Source organism: Bradyrhizobium sp. 62B (assembly GCF_030272265.2).
GTDB lineage: Bacteria > Pseudomonadota > Alphaproteobacteria > Rhizobiales > Xanthobacteraceae > Bradyrhizobium.
In genome coordinates, this window is the sequence record NZ_CP092841.2 from 6,737,635 (window position 1) to 6,759,990 (window position 22,356).

Sequence of the window (22,356 nt, forward strand, 5' to 3'; positions counted from 1 at the left end):
CAGCGCACCTTCTTTGCTGGCAGCCGCGATCGCGGCTAAGCGCTAATCGTCGTCGGAGCCGAACAGCCTGATCTGCGGGAAGCCACCGCGCGGCCGGCCGGCGTAATCGCGGGAATCCGAGTCCTCGCGGACGTTGCGCGCGACGTCGTCCCAATCGGTGCGATCGCGCACGCCGCGCTGCTCGCGGCCCTCGTAATAATGGCGGCGCTCTGCCCAACGATCGCGGCGCTCCATTCGGCGCCGCTCTGACGCTGCGCGCTTCACGTCGGAATCTTTCGCCTTGGCATAGGCATTGTCAGGCGAAGCGGCGGGATCGACCGATGCTTGCTGCTCGCCCGGTTTTGCGGCCTTTGGTGCCGATGCGAGGGCCGGTTTGGACTGTTCCTTGAACTGTTCCTTGGGTGGCTCAACCGCGGCCGCCTGTGACGGCGGCGGCGGTGCCGGCGGTTCGGCATTCGCTTGAGTGGGCTGCGGGTCAGGTTTGGCCACTTCGGGCTTGGCCGCTTCAGGTTTGGCTTCAGCCTGCGCCGGTGTGGCGATCATCCCGCCAAAGGCTTGCGAGCCCGTGAGATAATTCACGCGTTCCGACGGCGCGTTGGTCGCCGCCGGCACGCCAGCGGATTCGGCGCGTTGCGCCATCTTGCTGGTGTCCGGGCCGTGCTTGGACGTGACCGGATTCATGATATTGCCGGCGACGATGCCGCCGCCCAGACCAATGGCGATGGCTGCGACAATGGTTCCGGCACCGACGAAATAGGCTGTCGAGGCGCGCATTGATCCACTCCCTCTTTGGGGCGAGCAACGCGCGTTGATTGCCGGATGTTCCTGGTGGGAAAGCAGTTCCTGAAGGAACTTGAGCGTCAGATCTGCTGCGCGACCTTCTCGAGCCCGATGAGGCGAGCGAGCTTGCGCACTTCCTCTTTCTGATCGTCACGCAGCTGGAACAGCAGCGGCATGGCCGCCGACTTCAACTGCTGGACCTCATCGCAATTCGGGTCGATCTGCGCGCTGGGCGGCGCGTTCGGATTGGAGAGCTTGTTCGCCGAAATCTTCCGGACGACGTTGCGCAGCGCGCTCTCAACCGAGGGCCAGTAATATTCCTGCGACGAGGACAGTTTCAGGCGGTCCCGGATGCCCGCGATCTGTGCGTCGGACAGCAGGGTGTAATGTTTCTGCGGCTGCGGCTTCGCCACCACCTTCGGCTTGGCCGGAACTTCGACGGCGGGAACCTCCGCGGCGGCGGGCGCTTCGGACACGCTTGGCGCGGCCTTCGGCATTGGGAAGTCGGTGGGCGTTGCAGCGGCAAAGGCCTGGCGCAGTGGCTCGGTCAGCACGGGCGCCTGGGAAAGCCTGTCAGCGGGAACCTGCACCGGCTCGATCGCGGCCGAAGCCAGGGCAAGGGTCGGGACCAGGCGGTCGGCCTTGGCGGCGCGGTTGGTTGCGAGCGGCTTGGGTGGAGGCGTCTGGGCGATCATGTCTTCGCTGACGCTGGGTACGCTGTCGCGGCCAAGGATGGCGGTGGTGGCGGCGCCCAGGACGAGGAAACAGGTCAGCACAACGATGGTGATGGCTTTGGACAAACGTCTCTCCGGAAACGGACGCTTCACGAGTTTGTTAACGATGCCCGGGAAAAGGGCACGAATTATGGCTTGAGTGTGCCTTCGTTGCGACAATCAGCATGCCTGCAGCGACATCCCGCGCAAAAAGCCAAGGAAATCAGGCTGCTGCCGACAGGTCGTAGGCGTCCTGGATGTCGGCGACGATCTCCGAGGCCTCCCAGACCGCGCGCGGCTCGACCGATTGCAGCGCCACCGTCCAGTTGCCGCCCCGGCGGGTGCGGGGGACGCTGACGATGTCGAAGCGGACGTTGCGGCACAGCGGGTGGCGGGCCAGGGCATGAGCGACGCGGACGCGAATCTCGTCCAGAGTCGCGGCTGTCTTGCTGTTGAGATAATCGAAATCCATCGCCTGTCCCTCTCGTCCTGATTGGCGGCCGTGAGGGGATTCTTGGCGGGCGTTGGTTAATCTGCCGTTAAGTGAGGCGTTTCGAGCGAGCGCTCGATTAACTGTGATCGAGACCGGCGGGCCCTGCCCCTCCGCAATTCTACGGGGATGGACGCGTCCTCGCCTCGCGATATTCGATCACGGTCCGCGCAACGAGATCCTCGACAGCGAGCACGTCGGTGACACCCGAGGTGGAATGTCCCCCGCTCCAGATGTCGCGCCAGCGTTTCGGACGATTCTCGCGCTTGGCGACGTCGATATCCTCGGCGATGTCGATCGCGCCGCGCGCCGGCAGATCGTCAGGATCAAGCCCGGCGGCCACGATCGACGGCCGCAGCATGCTGGTCTGCAGGCCCGTGAATGCGGTGGTGAGCAGGATGTCGTCGGCGCTGCTGTCGACCAGCATCCGCTTGTGGCGGTCGTCCGCCATGCTCTCGCGCGTCGCGATGAACTTGGTGCCCATATAAGCGAGATCGCAGCCGAGCACTTCGGCCGCATGCAGCGCATGGCCGTCGCTGATGCCGCCGGCGAGCACGATGATGCCGTCATAGAACGCGCGCACCGCGCGGACGAAGGCGAACGGGTTGAGCCAGCCGGTCTGCCCGCCCGCGCCCGCGGTGAGCAGCACCAGCCCGTCGGCCCCTGCTTCCGCCGCGCGTTCGGCGTGGCGGATGGAAGCGACGTCCGCCAGCACCAGCGCACCCGCATCGTGCAGCGGCTTCACCACGGGCGCGGGCGAGCCGACCGACGTGATGACGATCTCGGGTCTGTGCCGCAGCAGCACGGCGAGATCCTGCTCCAGCCGCGCATTGGAGCGATGCACGATCAAATTCGGGCAGAGCGGCGCGGCCTTGCGGCCGGTCTGGTCTTCGTGCTGGCGCAGCCGCGTCTCGATCGTGGTGAGCCATTCATCGAGCTGGTCCGGACTGCGGCAATTCACGGTCGGGAAGCTGCCGATCACCCCGCTCTGGCAGGCCGCGGCCACGAGCTCGACGCCCGACACCAGGAACATCGGCGCCGCGATCAAAGGCAGCGCGAGACGATCGCGAAAGCGTTGCAGTCGATCGGATGTCACGCATGCCTCCCCTCGCGCGGGCTTTGTCGTTTCCTCCCGCAGTCTCTGTGCTAGCGTCATCCGCAACATTGGCACGTCAGAAGCCGGTGACAAAGCAACGAGGAAACATATGTCCGATCCGCTCCACGCATCGTCCCCGACTTGTGCGCAGACGCTACGGGCGCTGTCGCGCTATCCCGGCCGCACCGCCTTCGCCTGGCCCGGCGGATCGCTGAGTTACCAAGGCACCATCGACCTGATCGGACGCATCCAGAATGTATTCACGCGGCTCGGCTTGCAGCCGGGCGCGCGCGCCGCCTTCCTCACCGCGAACCGTGCCGACACCTGGTGCGCGGGCGTCGCCGCACAATTGTCGCGGCTCTGCATCACCTGGCTGCATCCGCTGGGATCGCTCGAGGACCAGCTGTTCCAGCTCGACGATTCCGAAGCCGAGATGCTGGTGGTCGATGCGGCTGCCTTCCGCGATCGCGGCGGCGAGCTTGCGGCGAGAGCGGGCCGGCTGAAGGCGGTCTTCACCATGGGGCCGGCCGGCTACGGTGTCGATCTGCTGGCCGCCATCGAGAGCACGGGACATGCGAGCGCGCAAAACCTCGCCAGCCTCGACGATCTCTCGACGCTGAACTACACCGGCGGCACCACCGGCAAATCCAAGGGCGCGCTGCGCTATCACCGCGAGAATGCCGGAGCAGCCGCCGCGATCCTCGCCGATTTCGAAATCCCCGACGCAGCGCGCTACCTCACGGTCGCCCCGATCAGTCACGTCGCCGGCACGAAAGTGCTGCCGACCCTGATGCGCGGCGGCACCGTGCACATGCTCAAGGGATTTGATCCCGAGGCGGTGCTGACGACGATCGCGCGCGAGCGCATCAATTTCACGCTGTTCGTGCCGACCATGATCTACGTGCTGCTCGACCATCCCGCGCTTGACAGGACCGATCTCTCCTCGCTGGAGCTGGTGCTCTACGGGGCGTCGGCGATGTCGCCGAGCCGGCTGGTCGAAGGCATCGAGCGGATCGGCCCGGTGTTCTCGCAGCTCTACGGCCAGACCGAATGCTATCCGGTCTCGGTGCTGCGCAAGGCGGATCACGATCCCAAGACGCCGGAGCTGTTCCTGTCCTGCGGCTTCCCGATCGCAGCCTGCGAAGTCAGGATCCTCGACGACAACGACGAGGAGGTGAAGACGGGCGAGGCCGGCGAGATCTGCGTGCGCGCCCCGCATGTCATGGCGGAATACTGGAAGCGGCCGGACATCACCGCCGAGACGCTGAAGAACGGCTGGGTGCACACCGGCGACATCGCGCGGAAGGACGAGCGCGGCTACATGTTCATCCTCGACCGCAAGAAGGACATGATCGTATCAGGCGGCTTCAACATCTTCCCGCGCGAGGTCGAGGACGTGCTGTCGCAACATGCCGATGTCGCCATGGTCGCGGTCGTCGGCATTCCCGACGAGAAATGGGGCGAAGCCGTCACCGCCATTGTCGTGCCGCGCGAGGGCGCAAGGCCGGATCCGGACGAGCTGATCAATTTGGTCAAGACCCGCAAAGGCTCGGCGCATGCGCCCAAGCAGATCCAGTTCGTCAAGCAATTGCCGATGACCGGCGTCGGCAAGGTCGACAAAAAAGTGCTGCGCGCAGGCTTCTGGAGCGGCCGGGATCGGATGGTGGGGTAAAACACCCCGGAATTCTACGGGGATGTTGTGGCCCGGACAGCACAACGCGCAACGGAGTGTGCGCGCGTGGCGCCCACACAATTGCCGGCGAATCCGGGAATCACCTAGACCGCTGATGGGGCTGGGAAGCGGAGTGGGACATGAGAGTCGCTTCCCTGGAAAGTGCAGTCGCCGCGGTCACGTTGATCACGGCTATCATCGTGGTGCTGTGGGAGATCAAGATCTTCTACGGACTATGAACTGGCAGGATGCCCGGGTCGAACACGACCACGCATCCCTTCCGCGGCGGCGGAAGCCTGCCCGTTCAATCGCGCGATCCGTGCCCTCACCGCTTCTCGATCACCAGACTCTGCACCGCGCGGCCGAAATAGCCCTGGCGGTCGGCGAGGCGCGACATTGCGAGGCCTGTGCCGTCGGCACCGATCCAGGATTCCCCGTCGAGCAGGATCCATTCGCCGACTGGCTGACGCGCGAAGCTCACGGTGAGGTCGGCATTGATGTAGGTCCAGGCGCGGAAGTCGAGCGTCGAGGCGGTGCCGTTGGAGAAATCGGCGGCGACCACGGCGCGCATGGCCTGCGAGATCGCCTCCCCCTCGATCAGCGGATCATCGACGCGAAACCAGATCGCGCCGGCGCCGGCCTGACCGAAGCGGCCGCGCGCGGCACGCATCGAGACCGAACGCACGAACGGGCTGGTGGCGGCGTGACCATCCTCGGCCAGTGAATCCTCCGGCGACGGCAGCGTGACCGGAAGCTCCTCGACATCATCGGGCAGGCTCAAGGCCTGGCGCCTGATCTTGAGCACGGTTGCGCCGACGACCTGCACGCCATCGGCCAGCAACTTGATATTGCAGAGCTGGATCTTGCGGCCCTCGCGCAGGACCTCGGTCTCGATCGTGAGCGGCGCCACTGGCACCGGGCGCATCAGGTCGATGGTGACGCGTGCGATGTCCATTGCAACAGGCGTCGGAATGCGCTCGGCTGCCCACGTCACCAGCGACGCCGGCGCCGAGCCGTGCTGCATGCGCCGATCCCAGGGACCGGCGGCATCCGGGCTGGTGACGACGCTGTTGCCGTCGACGCGGTAGATGGCGGACATCACTCAAATCTCTGTTGGCTTTGAATGTCGGAGCTTAGCAAAAAGTGTCGTCCCTGCGAACGCAGGGACCCATAAAGCCAGGAAGAAGTTGTCGCGCGAGACTGGCAACCCCGAGTGTTCGCCAAACTCCTCGTGGTGGCTATGGGTCCCGGGTCTGCGCTGACGCTTGCCCGGGACGACGGTGGAGAGAGGCGGGACGACAGTGTTCTACAACGGCGGATCGACCGCTTCGTCGTATTCCTTCTTGAAACGGGCGATCAGTTCGGCGGCGGGCACGATGCCGTCGACGCTGCCGATGCCCTGGCCCGAGCCCCAGATCTCCTTCCACGCCTTCGGCTTGGCGCGCTCGCCGGAGGCGTCGGTGCCGAAATTCATCTTGGAGGGATCGGAGGTCGGCAGATTCTCGGGATCCATGCCGGCAGCGAGAATCGAGGGCTTCAGATAATTGCCGTGCACGCCGGTGAAGAGGTTGGAATAGACGATGTCGTCGGCGGTCGATCCCGCGATCATCTCCTTGTACTTCTCGACCGCGTTGGCTTCCTTGGTCGCGATGAAGGCCGAGCCGATATAGGCGAAGTCGGCCCCCAGGATGCGCGCCGCGCGGATCGCCTTGCCGTTGCCGATCGCCCCGGACAGCGCGATCGGTCCGTCGAACCATTTGCGCGTCTCGGCGACGAAGGCCAGCGGCGAGATGGTGCCGGCATGGCCGCCGGCGCCCGCTGCGACCAGGATCAGACCGTCGGCGCCCTTCTCGATCGCCTTGTGCGCGAACTTCTGGTTGATCACGTCGTGGAAGACGATGCCGCCCCAGCCGTGCACGGCCTGGTTCAGCTCCTCGCGGGCGCCGAGCGAGGAGATGATCATCGGCACCTTGTACTTGGCACAGAGCTGCATGTCGTGGTCGAGCCGGTTGTTCGACTTGTGCACGATCTGGTTGACGGCAAACGGCGCCGACGGCTTGTCGGGATGGGCGCGGTCATAGGCCGCGAGCTCTTCGGTGATCCGCGCCAGCCATTCGTCGAGCAGCTCCGGCGGCCGCGCGTTCAGCGACGGGAACGAGCCGACCACACCCGCCTTGCACTGCGCGATCACGAGATCGGGCACCGAGATGATGAAGAGCGGCGAGCCGATCACGGGGATCGACAGGCGCCCTTTGAACAGGGCAGGCATGGACATTTCGAAACGATCCTCTGTTGGTCGGCCGATGGCAGGTTGGACGCCATACCAACAAGGCAATCTTTCCACTGTCAAGTATTGCGTTTTGGCGCCGTGGCGACACCAGCGCCACTATTCCAAGGTGCGGAATTCTCTCCTCGTCGATCCGGGGAGACGCGTCAGCGTCGAACCCGGAATGACGGCGACTGCCTATCCGATCAGATCCGGATTGATCAGCCGCTCGAACGAGAACATCTCGTCCCACTTCTCCTGCGTCAGCAGTTTGCGCTCGGTCACCACGATCTGGTGCAGCGACTTGCCGCTCTTGTAGCCTTCACGCGCGATCTCGGCGCATTGCTTGTAGCCGAGCAGCGGCTTGAGCACCGTGACGATACCGAGCGAATTCAGCACCATGTTGCGGGTGTGCTCCGCGTTGGCGGTGATGCCGACGACGCAATTCTCGCGCAGGCTGTTGACGGCGCGCTCCATGGTGCGGATCGAGAAGAACAGCGCGAACGAGATCACCGGCTCCATCACGTTGAGCTGGAGCTGGCCCGCGGACGCCGCGAGCGTCACCGTGGTGTCGAGCCCGATGACGAGGAAGCTGGTCTGGTTGACGACCTCGGGGATGACAGGGTTGACCTTGCCGGGCATGATCGAAGATCCAGGCTGCAGCTGCGGCAGGTTGATCTCGTTGAAGCCGGCGCGCGGGCCGGAGGCGAGCAGGCGGATGTCGTTGCAGATCTTCGTCAGCTTGCTCGCCGTGCGCTTGAGGACGCCCGAGAGCTGCACATAGGCGCCGGTGTCCGAGGTCGCCTCGACGAGATCGCCTGCGAGGATGAAGTCGACGCCGGTGAGCGCGCTCAGATGCCGGACCGCGAGCTTGGGATAGCCGACGGCCGCGGTGACGGAGGTGCCGATCGCGGTGGCGCCGAGATTGATCTCGCGCAGCAGCGCGCGCGCTTCCGAGATGCGGTCGACCTCTTCGCCGATCGTGGTGCCCCATCCCCGGAATTCCGCCCCGAGCGACATCGGCACGGCATCCTGCAGATGCGTGCGGCCCATCTTCAGAACGCGGTCGAACTCGCGCCCCTTGGCGAAGAACGCTTCCTGGAGCTGGCGCAGCGCGGTCATGTAGCTCTCGAGCCGCAGGACCAACGCGAGGCGAAAGGCGGTCGGATAGGTGTCGTTGGTGGACTGGCCGTAATTGACGTGATCGTTGGGACTGACGTGCTGGTAGTCGCCCTTGCCGAAGCCGAGCGATTCCAGCGCGAGGTTCGCGATCACCTCGTTGGCGTTCATGTTGGTGGAGGTGCCGGCGCCGCCCTGGATGAAGTCGGTGACGAACTGGTCCATCATGTCGCCGGCGATGACGCGGTCGCAGCCGAGGATGATGGCGTCAGCGATCCTGGCATCGATCGCGCCGAGATCGCGGTTGGCCATGGCGGCTGCCTTCTTGACGTAACCGAGCGCCTTCACGAAGTAAGGCTCCTGGTTCATCGGAATGCCGGTGATGTGGAAGTTCTCCTTACCCCGGATGGTCTGGACGCCGTAGTAGATGTCGTCGGCGATCTCACGCTGTCCGAGGAAGTCCTGCTCCGTACGGCTCATAGGCGCTCCTTGTTGCATGCGCGCGAGGCCTTCACCTCAGTTCTGGCACAGCGCGCTGGTCACGAAAGTATCGGTGCGGCAGTCGTCCGGCTTGCGTTGCCTACCCGGGATCAGGACCTTGGCCGAGCATTTCTCGGCGGAATCGGCATTCAGGCTCTTGCCTTCCTTGTAGCCCTTGCTCTGGCAGAGCTGGTCGGCGGCCTGCTTGCAGTCGGGCGCGCCGTTCGACGAGGCCGGACAGGCCACACGCCCTGACACCATGGTCGAGGGCTTGGTGAGCCGTGACAGGTCGTTCATGGTTTCGCCGGGGCTTTTGATCGGCGGCAGGATCGAGGGCAGCTTGTCGAACAGCTTGCCCATTTCATTGATCAATCCGGGATTTTCCTCGCGGGCCGGCGGCGCCGGTGGAGCGGGCGTCGACGGTGGCGGCGCGGCCTGCGTTCCCTGCTGCTGGAGGCCGAGCGATTGCGGCCATCCTGTCCCGCCGGCACCGAGCAGGAGCAGAAGCGCTGCTGACATCAGCGTCCCGAGCCGCAGAGCCGGATTGCCGGATCGAACCATCATGCCGGCAACCGTAGCCGAAGCCGGCCCGGCGGCAAAGCCGCCAAGACGTTAGATCAGCTTGATGGCGATGACGAAGCCGAGCACCAACGCCGCGGCGCCGACCGCCACCACGAGACCAAGATGCTTCTCGATCTTGACGCGGATCCAGTCGCCATAGCGATTGAGCAGGATCGCGACGATGAAGAAGCGTCCGCCGCGTGCAATGACGGAGAACAGGACGAATAGAAGCAGGTTGTATCCGGCAAAGCCGGACGTGATGGTGACGAGCTTGTACGGGATCGGCGTCAGCCCCTTGAGCAGGATGATCAGCGCGCCCCATTCGGCATATTTGGCACGGAAGCCGTCGACCTGATCGCCGAGCCCGTAGAGCTGGATCAGCCAATGACCCAGCGAGTCGTAGAGCAGCGCGCCGATGGCGTAGCCGAGGATGCCGCCAAGCACCGAGGTCGCGGTGCAGACGGTCGCATAGAGCCAGGCGCGCTGCGGGCGCGCCAGCGACATCGGGATCAGCATCACATCCGGGGGGACCGGAAAAAAGGAGCTTTCGGCGAAAGACACGATGCCCATGATCCAGAGCGCGTAGGGCTTATGGGCGGCGTCGATGCACCAGTCGTAGATACGTTTCAGCATGGCGCCGCGATGAAGCACCATGGGGCGGATTTGTCCATCGCGAGTTTTGTGACGATTTTGTCGCGCTTTAGTGGCGCTTGCGCGCGGCGCGCCCCTCGAGCGCGACAATTGGCCGCCTGGCAGCCACGCGCGGTGAGGCGACTTTGGGCAGCTTCATCGACGATTTCGGCAACTTCTCGGCTATGCCGAGCATGTCTTCCCGCCGCGTCATCTCGCGCCAGACGTCCTCGGGGCGCACGCCGGCCGAGGCCCAGAGCACGGTGAGATTGTACAGGAGGTCGGCGCTTTCCCGGATCACGGCGTCGGTGTCGCCATTGACCGCATCGATCACGACCTCGATGGCCTCTTCGGCAAGCTTCTTTGCCATCTTCGAGGGCCCGCGCTGAAACAGCCGGGCCGTACGCGATGTTGCCGGATCAAGATCCCTGGCCGCGAGCACAGCCAGATATAGCCGCTCAAGCGAATCACTCATGGTACTCAAAACTACTCTAAACAAATGGCGAGCGTGTTAACGCGCGGGCATAAAAGCAGAAAACAGGCCGGCGCGGCAAGCGCGACGGCCTGTTCGGGTCAAGTTCGGTAACCCGCTTAGTAGCAGGTTGAGAGGTTGCCCTGGCCGCCTTGCGCAGACTGGTAGGGACCGCCGCAACGATGGAACGGGCGCGGGCCGATATAGGAATCGCCGCCGTAGTAGACCGGGCCCTCGTCATAGTAGACCGGACCGCCGCCATAATAGGCCGGTGCGTCGTAAGCATAGGCGTCGCGGGTGGCGGCGATCGCAAGGCCGGTGCCGATGGCGCCGGCGATGGCCGCGCCGGCAAAGGCCGCGCCGCCTCCGCCATGCCAGTGGCGACCGCCGGCGTAGGAGGCAGTCGGGGCGACCGCGGTCAGCGCCAGCACCGCGGCAGTGGCGAGAACGGCCTTGCGGCCGGTAAACTTCGAAAAACTGTCAAACATGTCCTGGACCCTCCTTGGGACCTCGAATGGTGCCTGCAGACAAGGCTCATGTCTTTCAAACACGCACCTCCATGTTGGGTTCCCCACCCCCAACACAAGCTGAACGGGGTTGCGTAATCGTGACGCAACCGCCGCTCATCCTCCGTTCATGTTGGCGCGCGCACGGTGTCGCTGGCCGGCGCTGCAAGCGTCACGAAACCATAACAATGCGGGACCGGCGCAATTGATGTCGGAATTTCGGACGATCGCGCTTCGTTGCCTGCTGGCCCTCTCGATCTCGCTTGCGACACTGATCACACGCGGTGTCAGCGCGGCCGAGACGCCTGCGCCTTCCTCCGTTGCGATTCACTTCACCTTCGACCGTCCGTTCGACGCGAGCATGGCCCCGTTCTTCCTTGCGGCGAAGGACGGCAGGTTCGGCGCCGAGCGTCTCAACGTGTCCTTTGGCAGCGCGAGCGGATCGCCGGAAGCGCTCGCGCGCGTCGCCAAAGGCGAGAGCGAGCTTGCGCTCGTCGACATCAACGAGTTGATCCGGTATCGCGACAAGGAAGACGCGGCGCCGGTCAAGGCGGTGTTCGTGCTGTTCAATCGCGCGCCCTACGCGATCGTGGCGCGCAGCAGCCGGGGCATCCATGTGTTACCGGATCTCGACGGCAAGACCGTCGGCGTTGCCGACGGCGATCTGTCGATGCGGCTGTGGCCGGCGCTGGCGCAGCACAACGGCATCAAGTCATCGCGCGTCAAATTCCACAAGATCAGCGCGGCGGTGCGCGAGCCGATCCTGTCCGCGGGACAGGTCGATGCCGTCGCGGGCTTCAGCTATCTGTCGGCGGTGAACCTGCGTGATCGTGGCGTGCCCGGAGCCGATCTCGTCGTGCTGCGTTATGCCGATTATGGCTGCGAGGCCTATGGCTTCGCCGTGGTGGTCAATGCCGCCTTCGCCGCAGCAAAGCCGGATGCCGTGAAGGGCTTCATTCGCGCCTTGATCGCCGGCGTCGCCGCGACCGTCAAGGAGCCGGCGCGTGCGGCGGACGAGGCCGCGAGCCGCATCGACGACGGCGACCGCGCCCTGGAGCTGGAGCGCCTGCGCGCCGTCCTCGCCGACAACATCCTGACCGACGAAGTCAAGCGCAACGGTCTTGGCGGTATCGAGCCAGTGCGCCTGGAGCGCTCGATCGACCAGATCGCGCAGGACTTCAAATTCCGCAAGCGGCCCACGGCGGGCGATATCTTCGACGACCAATTCCTGCCGCCGGTCGCGGGGCGGTTGATCAATTGAGCCTTCCGATCTTGACTCATGTAAGCAAATAGCTTACACTCGTTGCCGGATCAGATTTGGCGGACTCTTGATAAAGTCTTTCCGAAACAAGGCTCTTGGCGATCTCTGGTCTAAAGGAAAGACGGCGAAGATCGACTCGAAGATGCGCGCCAGGATTCTGCGGCGTCTCGATCAACTCGATAGCGCCACGCTCGCCGAGGACATGAACGTGCTCGGCTTTGACTTCCATCGTCTGCAAGGAAAGCCAGTCCGTTACACTGTCCATGTGAACGGCCCCTGGTGCATCACTTTCGAATTCGAGGATGGCGACGCTTACCGGGTCGATTTCGAGCAATATCACTAATTACCTCAGCCGAGAGGGACTCGGTGTCGTGGAGCTGCCATGGTCGAATACGCTGCAAAGAAAAATCCGCGCCGTTGCCCGGTTCATCCCGGCGCGGTGCTGCGCGAGGACATGCTGCCGGCCTCCGGCAAGACCAAGGTCGAGATCGCGCGGCTATTGGGCATCTCGCGGCAGCACCTTCACGACATCATGGAAGAGAAGAAGCCGCTGTCGCCGGAGGTGGCGGTGCGTGTCGGAAAGCTGTTTGGAGGCGGCGCCGGGATCTGGGTCCGGATGCAGGCGGCCCATGATACCTGGCATGCGGAGCGGACGGTGGACGTCAGCCACATCCCCACCTTGAAGGTGGCCTGAACCGTCCATGCCGGTGTAGTGTTGCACCTTCCTACCGGTGATCCACGACCTTCTCTCACGGTTCAGCCTATCGCATGTCCATCCTCCGTCTCTATACCCGCGTTCTCGAGCTGCTCGGCAGGGAGGCGCGGCTGGGCTGGCTGCTCGCGGTCGCCAATCTCCTGCTGGCGGGTTCGCAATTCGCCGAACCCGTGCTGTTCGGCCGGATCGTCGACGTGCTCTCCGGCAAGACGGTGGCCGGCTCGAACTCGGCCTGGCCGTTCCTGGTCGCCTGGGTCGCATTCGGGCTCTTCACCATCCTGTGCAGTGCGCTCGTGGCTCTGCAGGCCGACCGGCTCTCGCATCGCCAGCGCCAGGCGGTGCTGACCGACTATTTCGAGCACATCCTGCAACTGCCGCTGACCTTCCATTCCGGCACCCATTCGGGCCGTCTGATGAAAGTGATGCTCAACGGCACCGACGCCCTGTGGCGACTGTGGCTCGGCTTCTTCCGCGAGCACTTTGCCGCGATCCTTTCGGTCGTGGTGCTGCTGCCGCTGTCGCTCTACCTGAACTGGCGGCTCGCGATCCTGCTGTTCGTGCTCTGCATCGTCTTCACCGCCCTGACCACCTTCGTGGTACGCAAGACCTTCGGCATGCAGATGGAGGTCGAGGAGCATTACAGCGAGCTCTCCGCGCGCGCCTCGGATGCGCTCGGCAACGTCGCGCTGGTACAGAGCTTCGTCCGCGTCGAATCCGAGGTGAAGGGGCTGCGCTCCGTCGCCGACCAATTGCTCGAAGCCCAGATGCCGGTGCTGTCGTGGTGGGCGCTGGTCACCGTCATCACGCGCGCCTCCACCACCATCACGGTGCTGGCGATCTTCACGCTCGGCATCGCCCTGCACGACCAGGGCCTCACCTCGGTCGGCGAGATCGTGATGTTCGTGAGCTTCGCCACGCTCCTGATCCAGAAGCTGGAGCAGGTCGTGAGCTTCATCAACAACGTGTTCATGGAAGCGCCGCGCCTGCGCGAGTTCTTCAATGTGCTCGACGCCGTGCCCGCGGTGCACGATCGTCACGACGCGATCGATGCCGGCAGGCTGTCCGGCCTCGTCGAGTTCAACGACGTCACCTTCTCCTATGACGGCAAGCGGCCGGCGATCGAGGATCTCACCTTCACCGCGCTGCCCGGCCAGACAATCGCGCTGGTCGGCCCGACCGGCGCCGGCAAATCGACCGCGATTGCCCTGCTGCATCGCGCCTTCGATCCGCAGTCCGGCTTCATCAAGATCGACGGCATGGACGTGCGCGGCGTGACGCTGACCTCGCTGCGGCGGAACATCGGCGTCGTGTTCCAGGAAGCGCTGCTGTTCAACCGTTCGATCGCGGAGAATTTGCGCGTCGGCAAGCCGGATGCGACCGAGGCCGAGATGCGCAAGGCGGCCGAGCGCGCGCAGGCGCTCGAATTCATCGAGCGCAGCGGCGGTTTCGAGACCAATGCCGGCGAGCGTGGCCGCATGCTGTCCGGCGGCGAGCGGCAACGCCTGTCGATCGCCCGCGCGCTGCTGAAGGACCCGCCGATCCTGATCCTGGACGAGGCGACAAGCGCGCTCGACGCCGTCACCGAGGCCAAGGTGAATGCTGCTCTCGACGAAGTGATGAAGGGCCGCACCACCTTCGTGATCGCCCATCGCCTCTCCACCATCCGCAACGCCACCCGGATCCTGGTGTTCGAGAATGGCCGCGTGATCGAAAGTGGAACTTTCGATGAACTCGTGGCCAAAGGCGGCCATTTTGCCGAGCTCGCCAGGGCCCAGTTCATGGTCCATGAAACCGCACGGGCCAGCGTGACGGCCTCTGAGGCTGCCGCGACGGCAGCCAAGTCCCCGTAGCAAGTCCCGACAGCACCGTCGAAATTCGGCCTATTTCATTGCGGAATACCGCACCCGGCCCCCTATTCTCGACGCATCAGCCGGTATAGGTTTGCGGCGCCGCAAGCGGCGGCGCTGGATTTCAGAACCGACAATCAGATCACGAGAGCCGCCTGGAACAGCGGGTCTCCAAGGACCGGAATCGGATAGTGCACGCCCTACGCCCGCTGCTTCGCAAATCCTTGTTCAACCTGTTTGCTGCGAGCCTCGCCTGTGCCGCGCTGCTTGCGCCGCGCGCTGCGAGCGCCGAAGCGCTGCTGCTGATCGAGGCCGACAGCGGCAAGGTGCTGCAGGCGGATAACGCGACCATTCCCTGGTATCCGGCCTCCGTCACCAAGATCATGACCGCCTATGTGACGCTGAAGGCGGTCAAGGACGGCAGACTGACGCTCGACACGCTGCTCACGGTATCTCCGGCGGCGGCCTCGCAATCGCCCTCGAAGATGGGGTTCCGTCCGGGAACGCAACTCACCGTCGACAACGCGCTGAAGATGATGATGGTCAAGTCGGCGAACGACATGGCCGTGGTGCTCGCCGAAGGCGTCGGCGGTTCGATCGACGGCTTCTCCGCGATGATGAACGACACCGCAAAGAAGCTCGGCATGACGCAGACCAGCTACGTCAATCCGAACGGCCTGCCCGCCGATGGCCAGATCACGTCGGCGCGCGACCTCGGCATCCTCGCGCGCTCGTTCCTGCGCGACCTGCCGGAATACGAATATTTCGTGCACATCCCGGCGATCCGCTTCGGCAAGCGCGTGACCGGTAATTTCAACAAGCTGATCGGCCGCTATCCCGGCGCCGACGGCTTCAAGACCGGCTTCATCTGCGCCTCCGGCTACAATCTCGTGGCCTCGGCGACGCGCAACGGCCGCCGGCTGATCGCGGTGGTGCTGGGCGCCAATTCCGGCACCGCGCGCGCGGTGAAGGCGGCGCAGCTGCTGGAACGCGGCTTCGCTCAGGACAACCTTACCTGGCTGCGCCCCTCGCTCGGCACGGTCGACAACCTCGTGCCGGTCGACGCCTCGCCGCCGAACCTCCGCGACGAGATGTGCGGCGGCCATCGCAAGCGGCCGGCCAGCGACGACGACGATGCGCTGATCGCCGCCAATGGCGGCACGTCAGGATCGGCCTCGGCCACCGGCGGCGAAGCCCAGGTGACCTTCTTCACCGCCGGCCTCCAGCCACCCCTGATGAAAGCCTCCGAACTGATGGCCTCGGCACCGGCGGCGACCGAGCCCGTGCTGGTCTATACCGGCCCGACCCGCACCGGCACCGCCCTGATCGCGGCAGTCGCGGCCGATGCCGATCAGCAGGCAGCGTCCAAGCCGCGTGGCAAGAAGTCGCGCGTCGCCAAGAAGCCTGATGCGGCCGACAAGCCGAAAGACGGCGGCAAGGACGCGAACACCAGGACGGCAGCGGTAAAGCCGGCCGGAGCCAAGAACAACGGCAAGAACGACGCGAAGAACGACGCGAAGAACGACGCCAAGAGCGACTCCAAGAGCGACTCCAAGACTGCAGCGAAGCCGGCACCGCCCAAGCATGCGGCCGCCAAGCATGATGCGGCGGCAAAACCCGCCGAGAAGCCTGCAGCGGGCGGCGATCCGAAGCCGGCCAAGCCGAAGGCCGCGACTAAGCCCGCGACCAAGCCCGCCAACAACAGTTAACGGCGCAGGCCGGCCGATCCGGCCCGGCTTCGCACCTGCGGCAGCACTTCGCGCGGATTCCAGTAGCCACTCCCCAACCTTTGCCCTAAGCGTCGACCGCTTGCCACCCGTTCCGGCAGGCTCGATACTGGCGGCAATGAGGCAAGCCCGAGACACAACGGGCTCAGGTCAATGAGGGGAGTTTTCCATGGAGCGCATCTGGCTCAAGCAATATCCGCCCGGCGTGCCTGCCGATATCGAGCCGACCCAGTACGCATCGCTGGTCGACCTGTTGGAGGAGAGCTTCACCAAGTTCGCCGACCGCAAGGCGTTCATCTGCATGGACAAGTCGGTCAGCTACCGCGACCTCGACCAGATGTCGGTCGCGCTGGCTGCCTATTTGCAGGGCCGCGGGCTGCAGCGCGGCGCCCGCGTCGCCATCATGATGCCGAACGTGCTGCAATATCCGGTGGCGACCGCGGCCGTGCTGCGCGCCGGCTTCGCGGTGGTCAACGTCAATCCGCTCTACACGCCACGTGAGCTCGAGCACCAGCTCAAGGATTCCGGCGCCGAAGCCATCATCGTGCTGGAGAACTTCGCCCACACCGTCGAGCAGGTGATCGCGAAGACCGCGGTGAAGCATGTCATCGTCGCCAGCATGGGCGACCTGCTCGGCTTCAAGGGCGTGATCGTCAATCTCGTCGTCCGCCGCGTCAAGAAGATGGTACCGGCATGGTCGCTGCCGGGCTCGGTCTCCTTCAACGACGCGCTGTCCGCGGGACGCGGCATGACGTTCAACAAGCCGAAGCTCTCGCCCGGCGACGTCGCCTTCCTGCAATATACCGGCGGCACCACAGGCGTCTCCAAGGGCGCCACTTTGCTCCACCGCAACATCGTCGCCAATGTCCTGCAGAACGACGCCTGGCTGCAGCCGGCGATGGCCGCGCCGCCGCATGTCGATCAGCTCATGATCGTCTGCGCGCTGCCGCTCTATCACATCTTCGCGCTGACGGCCTGCTACCTGCTCGCGGTGCGCGCCGGCGGCTGCAATCTCCTGATCCCCAACCCGCGCGACATCGCGGGCTTCGTCAAGGAGCTGGCGAAATACCAGGTCAACAGCTTCCCGGCCGTCAACACGCTCTACAACGGCTTGATGCACCATCCCGACTTCAAGAAGCTCGACTTCTCCAAGCTGAAGATCTCCAACGGCGGCGGCATGGCGGTGCAGCGTCCCGTGGCCGATCAATGGAAGGCGATCACCGGCTGCTTCATTGCCGAAGGCTATGGCCTGTCGGAGACCTCGCCGACGCTGACCTGCAATCCGGCGACCGCGACCGAGTTTACGGGGACGATCGGCATCCCCGTGCCGTCGACCTACATCTCGATCCGCGACGACGACGGCAACGAGGTGCCGCTCGGTCAGCCCGGCGAGATCTGTGCCAAGGGTCCGCAGGTGATGTCGGGCTACTGGAACAGGCCGGAGGAGACCGCCAAGGTGATGACCGCGGACGGATTTTTCCGCACCGGCGACATCGGCGTGATGGACGAGAAGGGCTACACCAAGATCGTCGACCGCAAGAAGGACATGATCCTGGTCTCCGGCTTCAACGTCTATCCGAACGAGATCGAGGAAGTGATCGCGAGCCATCCGGGCGTGCTCGAATGCGCCGTGATCGGCATCCCCGATTCCAAGTCGGGCGAAGCGGTGAAGGCTTTCGTGGTGAAGAAGGATCAAAACCTCACCGCCGAGGCCGTGATCAAATTCTGTCACGAGCAGCTCACCGGCTACAAGGTGCCCAAGCACATCGAGTTCCGCAACGACCTGCCCAAGACCAATGTCGGCAAGATCCTGCGCCGGCAGCTGCGCGACGAGAAGAAGGCCGAGGCGGCGTAAGCCGCACCGCTGATGACGGACGCCAGTGACATCGCGCCATCGGGCATTCTCGCCTTCTGGCGCGAGGCTGGCCGCGAGCGCTGGTACGAGCGCAACGAGGCTTTCGACGCCGAGGTCCGGCACCGCTTTCTTGCGCTGTGGCAGCAAGCGATCGCCAGCGAACTGGCATCATGGGAAGACAGTGACGACGGCGCGCTCGCGCTGATCATCGTGCTCGACCAGTTTCCCCGCAACATGTTTCGCGGCACGCCGCAAGCCTTTGCCAGCGACGCGCTGGCGCGCGACGTTGCCCGCCGCGCCATCGACCGGGGTGTCGATACCAGGGTCGCCCCGGTCCTGCGCGAATTCCTCTATCTGCCCTTCATGCATTCGGAGCACCTGCCCGACCAGCTGCATTGCGTCGCGCTGTTTCAAAATGCCGGCAACGCCAGCAAGGCTGACCATGCCGAGAACCTGAAATACGCCCGGGTGCACGCCGACATCATCCAGCGGTTCGGCCGGTTTCCCCACCGCAACCGCCTCCTCGGCCGCGACACCACGGAGGAAGAGCAGGCCTTTCTCGACAATGGCGGCTTTTCCGGCTGATGACATCGCGGTGAAGGCCCCCCGCCCCGGCCGCTTTCCCCGCCGGCAATATTGTGCAGGCCCGCCGCACGGTCTAAAAAGCGGGACCGATTTTCAGGGAGACTGACGATGGCGATCCAGATTGGCGACAAGCTGCCCGAGGCGAAATTCCGCGTGATGACGGCGGAAGGCCCGCAGGTGAAGACCACCGACGATATCTTCAAGGGCAAGAAGGTGGCGCTGTTCGCGGTGCCGGGCGCCTACACCGGCACCTGCCACAAGATGCATCTGCCGAGCATCTTCCTCAACGCCTATGCCATGAAGGACAAGGGCGTCGAGACCATCGCCATCGTCTCCGTCAACGACGCCTTCGTCATGAACGCCTGGAAGCGCGACACCGACCAGCGTGACGAGGCGATCTTCCTCGCCGACGGCAATGCCGAGTTCGCCAAGGCGATCGGCATGGAGCTCGACGCCTCCGCCAACGGCCTCGGCATCCGCTCCAAGCGCTATTCGATGCTGGTCGAGGACGGCGTGGTGAAGAAGCTGAACCTCGAGGCGATGCCCGGCAAGGTCGAGGTCTCCGGCGGCGATACGCTGCTCGGGCAGCTCTGAGCCTCCACTAAAAGCGGAGGGTTGGCCTTGCCGATATCCATCAATGTTCATCTTGAAGAACACGCTGGCAGTACAAGCCAACCCTTCCACCCTGCGGGCGCCAAATATCAGTACCGCAAGGCTTCGAGCCTAACGGACAAGCCTGCACGGCTGACCGAGAGACAGGCCGTCTTTTACCGCAATTTGATTCGCATGGCGGAGCAGGTTCAATCGCAGGAGCTGCCTATCGACTTTGTCGATGCTAGCGGCGCGCACATGGCCATGGATCTGGGCTGCGTCAAGATCGCCGAGCACGCAAGTTTTCTGAAACCGCTCGCTGACGGCCCAAGTGGCGAGATGAAAACGGTCGTTTTGAATTGGTCCGTGCTACCGTCAGACAAGACATGAATGGGAGCAGAGATCTGCCTCGCTACTCGCTGATCCGAGCCTGCAACCGCGCCTTCGCAATCCCATCGCGCGCGAGCTGATCGGCGCGCTCGTTCTCGGGGTGGCCGGCGTGGCCCTTGACCCAGTGCCAGCGCACCTCGTGCTGCTTCAGCGCGGCATCGAGGCGCTGCCATAGCTCGACATTCTTCACCGGCTTCTTGTCGGCAGTGCGCCAGCCATTGCGCTTCCAGCCGTGGATCCAGCCGGTGATGCCCTGCCGGACATATTGGCTGTCGGTGTAGAGATCGACGATGCACGGTTTCTTCAGCGCTTCGAGCGCCGAGATCGCCGCCATCAGCTCCATCTGGTTGTTGGTGGTGTGACGCTCGCCGCCGTTCAGCTCTTTTTCCTTGTCGCCGAACTTCAGGATCGCGCCCCAGCCGCCCGGCCCGGGATTTCCCGAGCAGGCGCCGTCGGTATAGATCGTGACATTGGGACGCTCGCTCACGCCACCAGCCCCGACGGCATCAGCCCATAGTCGCGCACGCTCGTGACGCTCTGGTGGAAGCGCAGCTTGCGGACATATTCGAGAGGGTCTTTCGGCTTCACCAGCGCACCGGGCGGCACGTTGAGCCAATCCACCAGCCGCGTCAGCAGAAAGCGGATCGCCGCCCCGCGCGCCAGCAGCGGCAGCGCGGCCTCTTCCGCCTCCGAGAGCTTGCGCACCCGGCCATAGGCGTTGAGGAAGGCACGCGCCTTGGTGACGTTGAAGGAATGATCCGGCTCGAAGCACCACGCGTTGAGGCAGATCGCGACGTCATAGGCCAGCATGTCGTTGCAGGCGAACGTGAAGTCGATGATCCCGGAGAGCTGATCGCCGAGGAAGAAGACGTTGTCGTTGAAGAGGTCGGCGTGGATCACGCCTTCCGGCAAATGTTGCGGCCAGACCCCGCTCTCGAGGTGGTCGAGCTCGGCCGCGAGGAACGCGCGCAAGCCCGGCTGCACCTCGTCGGCACGGTGCGAGGCCGCATCGAACAGCGGCCGCCAGCCTGAGACCGACAGCGCGTTGGCGCGCCGAACCGTAAAATTCGCGCCGGCCAGATGCATCTTCGCCAGCCCCGCGCCGACGCCGGCGCAATGCGCCACGTTCGGCTTGCGCGGCCACATGCCTTCGAGAAAGGTGATGATCGCCGCAGGCCGCCCCGACAGCTCGCGCAGCGCCTCGCCGTCGCGTCCCTTCACCGGCAGCGGACAGTTGACGCCGTGCTCGGCCAGATGCGTCATCAGCGCGAGGAAGAACGGCAGGTCGTTCTTCGCCACGCGCTTCTCGTAGAGCGTGAGGATGAACGACCCCTGACTGGTATGCAGCAGGAAGTTGGTGTTCTCTACTCCCTCGGCGATGCCCTTGTAAGAGAGCAATTCGCCGAGATCATATTGCCTCAGGAAGTCCGCAAGCTCGTCGGCGGCGACGTCGGTGTAGACCGCCATAAAGGTCTACTCGGCGGCAGCTTCGGGACGCACCTGACGCGGCAGCGGGAAGAACTCGTTCTCTTCCGCGGCCGAGACCGTCTCCACATGCAGCGTGTAGCGCTCGGCGAAGGCGTCCATGATCTCTTCGACGATCACCTCCGGCGCGGAGGCGCCCGCCGTGATGCCAAGGCTCGAGATGTTGCTGAACCGCTCCCAGTCGAGGTCAGCCGCGCGCTGCGCCAGCACCGCGATCCGGCAGCCCTCGCGCTCGGCGACCTCGCGCAGGCGCTGCGAGTTCGACGAGTTCGGCGCACCGACCACGATCAGGGCGTCCACCACCGGCGCCACCTTCTTCACCGCGAGCTGGCGGTTGGTGGTGGCGTAGCAGATGTCTTCCTTGTGCGGCCCGTTGATGTTGGGGAAGCGCTCCTTCAAGAGCGCCACGATCTCCGCGGTGTCGTCGATCGACAGCGTCGTCTGGGTCACGAAGGCGAGGTTGTTGGGGTCCTTCGGGGCGATGGTCTTGGCGTCCTCGGCGGTCTCGATCAGGGTCACGGCGCCGGTCGGAAGCTGGCCGAGCGTGCCCACCACCTCGGGGTGATGGGAGTGGCCGATCAGGAAGATCTCGCGGCCACGCTTGAAATGGATCGCGGCCTCGCGATGGACCTTGGTCACCAGCGGGCAGGTCGCATCCAGCGAGAACAGATTGCGGGACTGCGCGTCGGCCGGAACCGATTTCGGCACGCCATGGGCCGAGAACACCACCGGCGCGGTGGTGTTTTCCGGGATCTCGGCGAGCTCCTCGACGAAGATGGCGCCCTTCTTCTTCAACCCGTCGACGACGTACTTGTTGTGTACAATCTCGTGGCGAACATAGACGGGGGCGCCATATTTATCGAGCGCCCGTTCCACGGTGTCGATCGCCCGGACCACCCCGGCACAGAAGCCGCGGGGAGAACAAAGCACGATCTTGAGGTCTGGTTTGGCTGACATTGAGCGATCTCGGGACCGAATCACCCGTTTCGCCTTCCGGCAGGGGCGGTCGATGGATGGAATGGGCTTAAAACGGTCGGCTTGAACTATACCGCGAGTTCTAAGGGAATTGGGCCCCCTTTCGGGCGCTGTCAAGGCACTATCTATAGCAGAACCAT

24 protein-coding genes are annotated in these 22,356 nt (G+C 64.6%); 10 read left to right on the forward strand and 14 right to left on the reverse strand.

Annotated features, from left to right (window positions below; genetic code table 11):
- Positions 1-42: 42 nt before the first annotated feature.
- The 4 genes from ML401_RS32255 to ML401_RS32270 all read right to left on the reverse strand — a co-directional run bounded on the left by ML401_RS32255 (position 43) and on the right by ML401_RS32270 (position 3,079).
- A complete protein-coding gene (locus ML401_RS32255; RefSeq protein WP_285808077.1) occupies positions 43-774 on the reverse strand; it encodes a hypothetical protein in 732 nt (243 codons plus the stop codon).
- An 86-nt stretch (positions 775-860) separates the two neighbouring features.
- A complete protein-coding gene (locus ML401_RS32260) occupies positions 861-1,580 on the reverse strand; it encodes a hypothetical protein (RefSeq protein ID WP_194408465.1) in 720 nt (239 codons plus the stop codon).
- A gap of 136 nt (positions 1,581-1,716) precedes the next feature.
- Positions 1,717-1,965 carry a hypothetical protein gene (locus ML401_RS32265; RefSeq protein WP_194404612.1) on the reverse strand — a complete coding sequence of 83 codons (249 nt, stop codon included), beginning with the start codon at positions 1,963-1,965 and terminating at the stop codon, positions 1,717-1,719.
- A gap of 139 nt (positions 1,966-2,104) precedes the next feature.
- The gene (locus ML401_RS32270) at positions 2,105-3,079 is read right to left on the reverse strand and encodes a nitronate monooxygenase family protein (protein WP_285808078.1); all 975 of its coding nucleotides are present in this window, start codon (positions 3,077-3,079) and stop codon (positions 2,105-2,107) included.
- 109 nt (positions 3,080-3,188) lie between these two features.
- Here ML401_RS32270 and ML401_RS32275 point away from each other — a divergent pair, with 109 nt between their 5' ends.
- Positions 3,189-4,751, forward strand: a complete 1,563-nt coding sequence (locus ML401_RS32275; RefSeq protein WP_285808079.1) for an AMP-binding protein — start codon at positions 3,189-3,191, stop codon at positions 4,749-4,751.
- A gap of 325 nt (positions 4,752-5,076) precedes the next feature.
- Here ML401_RS32275 and ML401_RS32280 read toward each other — a convergent pair whose 3' ends face one another.
- The 7 genes from ML401_RS32280 to ML401_RS32310 all read right to left on the reverse strand — a co-directional run bounded on the left by ML401_RS32280 (position 5,077) and on the right by ML401_RS32310 (position 10,767).
- A complete protein-coding gene (locus ML401_RS32280; protein ID WP_285808080.1) occupies positions 5,077-5,850 on the reverse strand; it encodes a thioesterase family protein in 774 nt (257 codons plus the stop codon).
- A gap of 207 nt (positions 5,851-6,057) precedes the next feature.
- Positions 6,058-7,026: a nitronate monooxygenase family protein gene (locus ML401_RS32285; protein WP_211415746.1), complete on the reverse strand. Its 969-nt coding sequence runs from the start codon at positions 7,024-7,026 to the stop codon at positions 6,058-6,060.
- A 189-nt stretch (positions 7,027-7,215) separates the two neighbouring features.
- Positions 7,216-8,616: an aspartate ammonia-lyase gene (locus ML401_RS32290; RefSeq protein ID WP_211415745.1), complete on the reverse strand. Its 1,401-nt coding sequence runs from the start codon at positions 8,614-8,616 to the stop codon at positions 7,216-7,218.
- 36 nt (positions 8,617-8,652) lie between these two features.
- Positions 8,653-9,180: a hypothetical protein gene (locus ML401_RS32295; RefSeq protein ID WP_194404618.1), complete on the reverse strand. Its 528-nt coding sequence runs from the start codon at positions 9,178-9,180 to the stop codon at positions 8,653-8,655.
- A gap of 48 nt (positions 9,181-9,228) precedes the next feature.
- Positions 9,229-9,831 carry a YqaA family protein gene (locus ML401_RS32300; RefSeq protein WP_194404619.1) on the reverse strand — a complete coding sequence of 201 codons (603 nt, stop codon included), beginning with the start codon at positions 9,829-9,831 and terminating at the stop codon, positions 9,229-9,231.
- A 46-nt stretch (positions 9,832-9,877) separates the two neighbouring features.
- The gene (gene hisE / locus ML401_RS32305) at positions 9,878-10,282 is read right to left on the reverse strand and encodes a phosphoribosyl-ATP diphosphatase (RefSeq protein WP_028140691.1); all 405 of its coding nucleotides are present in this window, start codon (positions 10,280-10,282) and stop codon (positions 9,878-9,880) included.
- 116 nt (positions 10,283-10,398) lie between these two features.
- A complete protein-coding gene (locus ML401_RS32310; RefSeq protein WP_285808081.1) occupies positions 10,399-10,767 on the reverse strand; it encodes a hypothetical protein in 369 nt (122 codons plus the stop codon).
- Positions 10,768-10,993: 226 nt separating this feature from the next.
- Between ML401_RS32310 and ML401_RS32315 the strand changes: the two genes are divergently transcribed.
- The 9 genes from ML401_RS32315 (at position 10,994) to ML401_RS32355 (ending at position 19,756) form a co-directional block, all read left to right on the forward strand.
- Positions 10,994-12,046: an ABC transporter substrate-binding protein gene (locus tag ML401_RS32315; RefSeq protein WP_285808082.1), complete on the forward strand. Its 1,053-nt coding sequence runs from the start codon at positions 10,994-10,996 to the stop codon at positions 12,044-12,046.
- A 67-nt stretch (positions 12,047-12,113) separates the two neighbouring features.
- A complete protein-coding gene (locus ML401_RS32320) occupies positions 12,114-12,389 on the forward strand; it encodes a type II toxin-antitoxin system RelE/ParE family toxin (RefSeq protein WP_285808083.1) in 276 nt (91 codons plus the stop codon).
- 39 nt (positions 12,390-12,428) lie between these two features.
- On the forward strand, positions 12,429-12,740 hold the full coding sequence (locus ML401_RS32325; protein ID WP_063200303.1) for a HigA family addiction module antitoxin: 312 nt from the start codon (positions 12,429-12,431) through the stop codon (positions 12,738-12,740).
- Positions 12,741-12,814: 74 nt separating this feature from the next.
- Positions 12,815-14,611 carry a glucan ABC transporter ATP-binding protein/ permease gene (locus tag ML401_RS32330; protein WP_194404622.1) on the forward strand — a complete coding sequence of 599 codons (1,797 nt, stop codon included), beginning with the start codon at positions 12,815-12,817 and terminating at the stop codon, positions 14,609-14,611.
- A 188-nt stretch (positions 14,612-14,799) separates the two neighbouring features.
- Positions 14,800-16,317 carry a D-alanyl-D-alanine carboxypeptidase family protein gene (locus ML401_RS32335; RefSeq protein ID WP_285808084.1) on the forward strand — a complete coding sequence of 506 codons (1,518 nt, stop codon included), beginning with the start codon at positions 14,800-14,802 and terminating at the stop codon, positions 16,315-16,317.
- A gap of 187 nt (positions 16,318-16,504) precedes the next feature.
- Positions 16,505-18,190 (forward strand): long-chain fatty acid--CoA ligase, encoded by a 1,686-nt coding sequence (locus ML401_RS32340; protein ID WP_194404624.1) that lies wholly within the window; start codon positions 16,505-16,507, stop codon positions 18,188-18,190.
- 12 nt (positions 18,191-18,202) lie between these two features.
- The gene (locus tag ML401_RS32345) at positions 18,203-18,775 is read left to right on the forward strand and encodes a DUF924 family protein (RefSeq protein ID WP_285808085.1); all 573 of its coding nucleotides are present in this window, start codon (positions 18,203-18,205) and stop codon (positions 18,773-18,775) included.
- Positions 18,776-18,883: 108 nt separating this feature from the next.
- Positions 18,884-19,369 (forward strand): peroxiredoxin, encoded by a 486-nt coding sequence (locus ML401_RS32350; RefSeq protein WP_194404626.1) that lies wholly within the window; start codon positions 18,884-18,886, stop codon positions 19,367-19,369.
- Between the two features lie 27 nt (positions 19,370-19,396).
- On the forward strand, positions 19,397-19,756 hold the full coding sequence (locus ML401_RS32355) for a hypothetical protein (RefSeq protein WP_285808086.1): 360 nt from the start codon (positions 19,397-19,399) through the stop codon (positions 19,754-19,756).
- 22 nt (positions 19,757-19,778) lie between these two features.
- On the opposite strand, the gene rnhA is transcribed toward ML401_RS32355, so the two are convergent.
- From rnhA to ispH, 3 genes are read right to left on the reverse strand one after another with little or no spacing between them, the layout of a single operon-like run.
- Positions 19,779-20,243 (reverse strand): ribonuclease HI, encoded by a 465-nt coding sequence (gene rnhA, locus ML401_RS32360; RefSeq protein WP_285808087.1) that lies wholly within the window; start codon positions 20,241-20,243, stop codon positions 19,779-19,781.
- Positions 20,240-21,223 carry a homoserine kinase gene (locus tag ML401_RS32365; protein ID WP_285808088.1) on the reverse strand — a complete coding sequence of 328 codons (984 nt, stop codon included), beginning with the start codon at positions 21,221-21,223 and terminating at the stop codon, positions 20,240-20,242. Before ML401_RS32365 ends, rnhA begins: the two co-directional genes overlap by 4 nt.
- Before the next feature lie 6 nt (positions 21,224-21,229).
- Positions 21,230-22,198 carry a 4-hydroxy-3-methylbut-2-enyl diphosphate reductase gene (ispH, locus tag ML401_RS32370; protein WP_194404630.1) on the reverse strand — a complete coding sequence of 323 codons (969 nt, stop codon included), beginning with the start codon at positions 22,196-22,198 and terminating at the stop codon, positions 21,230-21,232.
- Between the last annotated feature and the right edge of the window lie 158 nt (positions 22,199-22,356).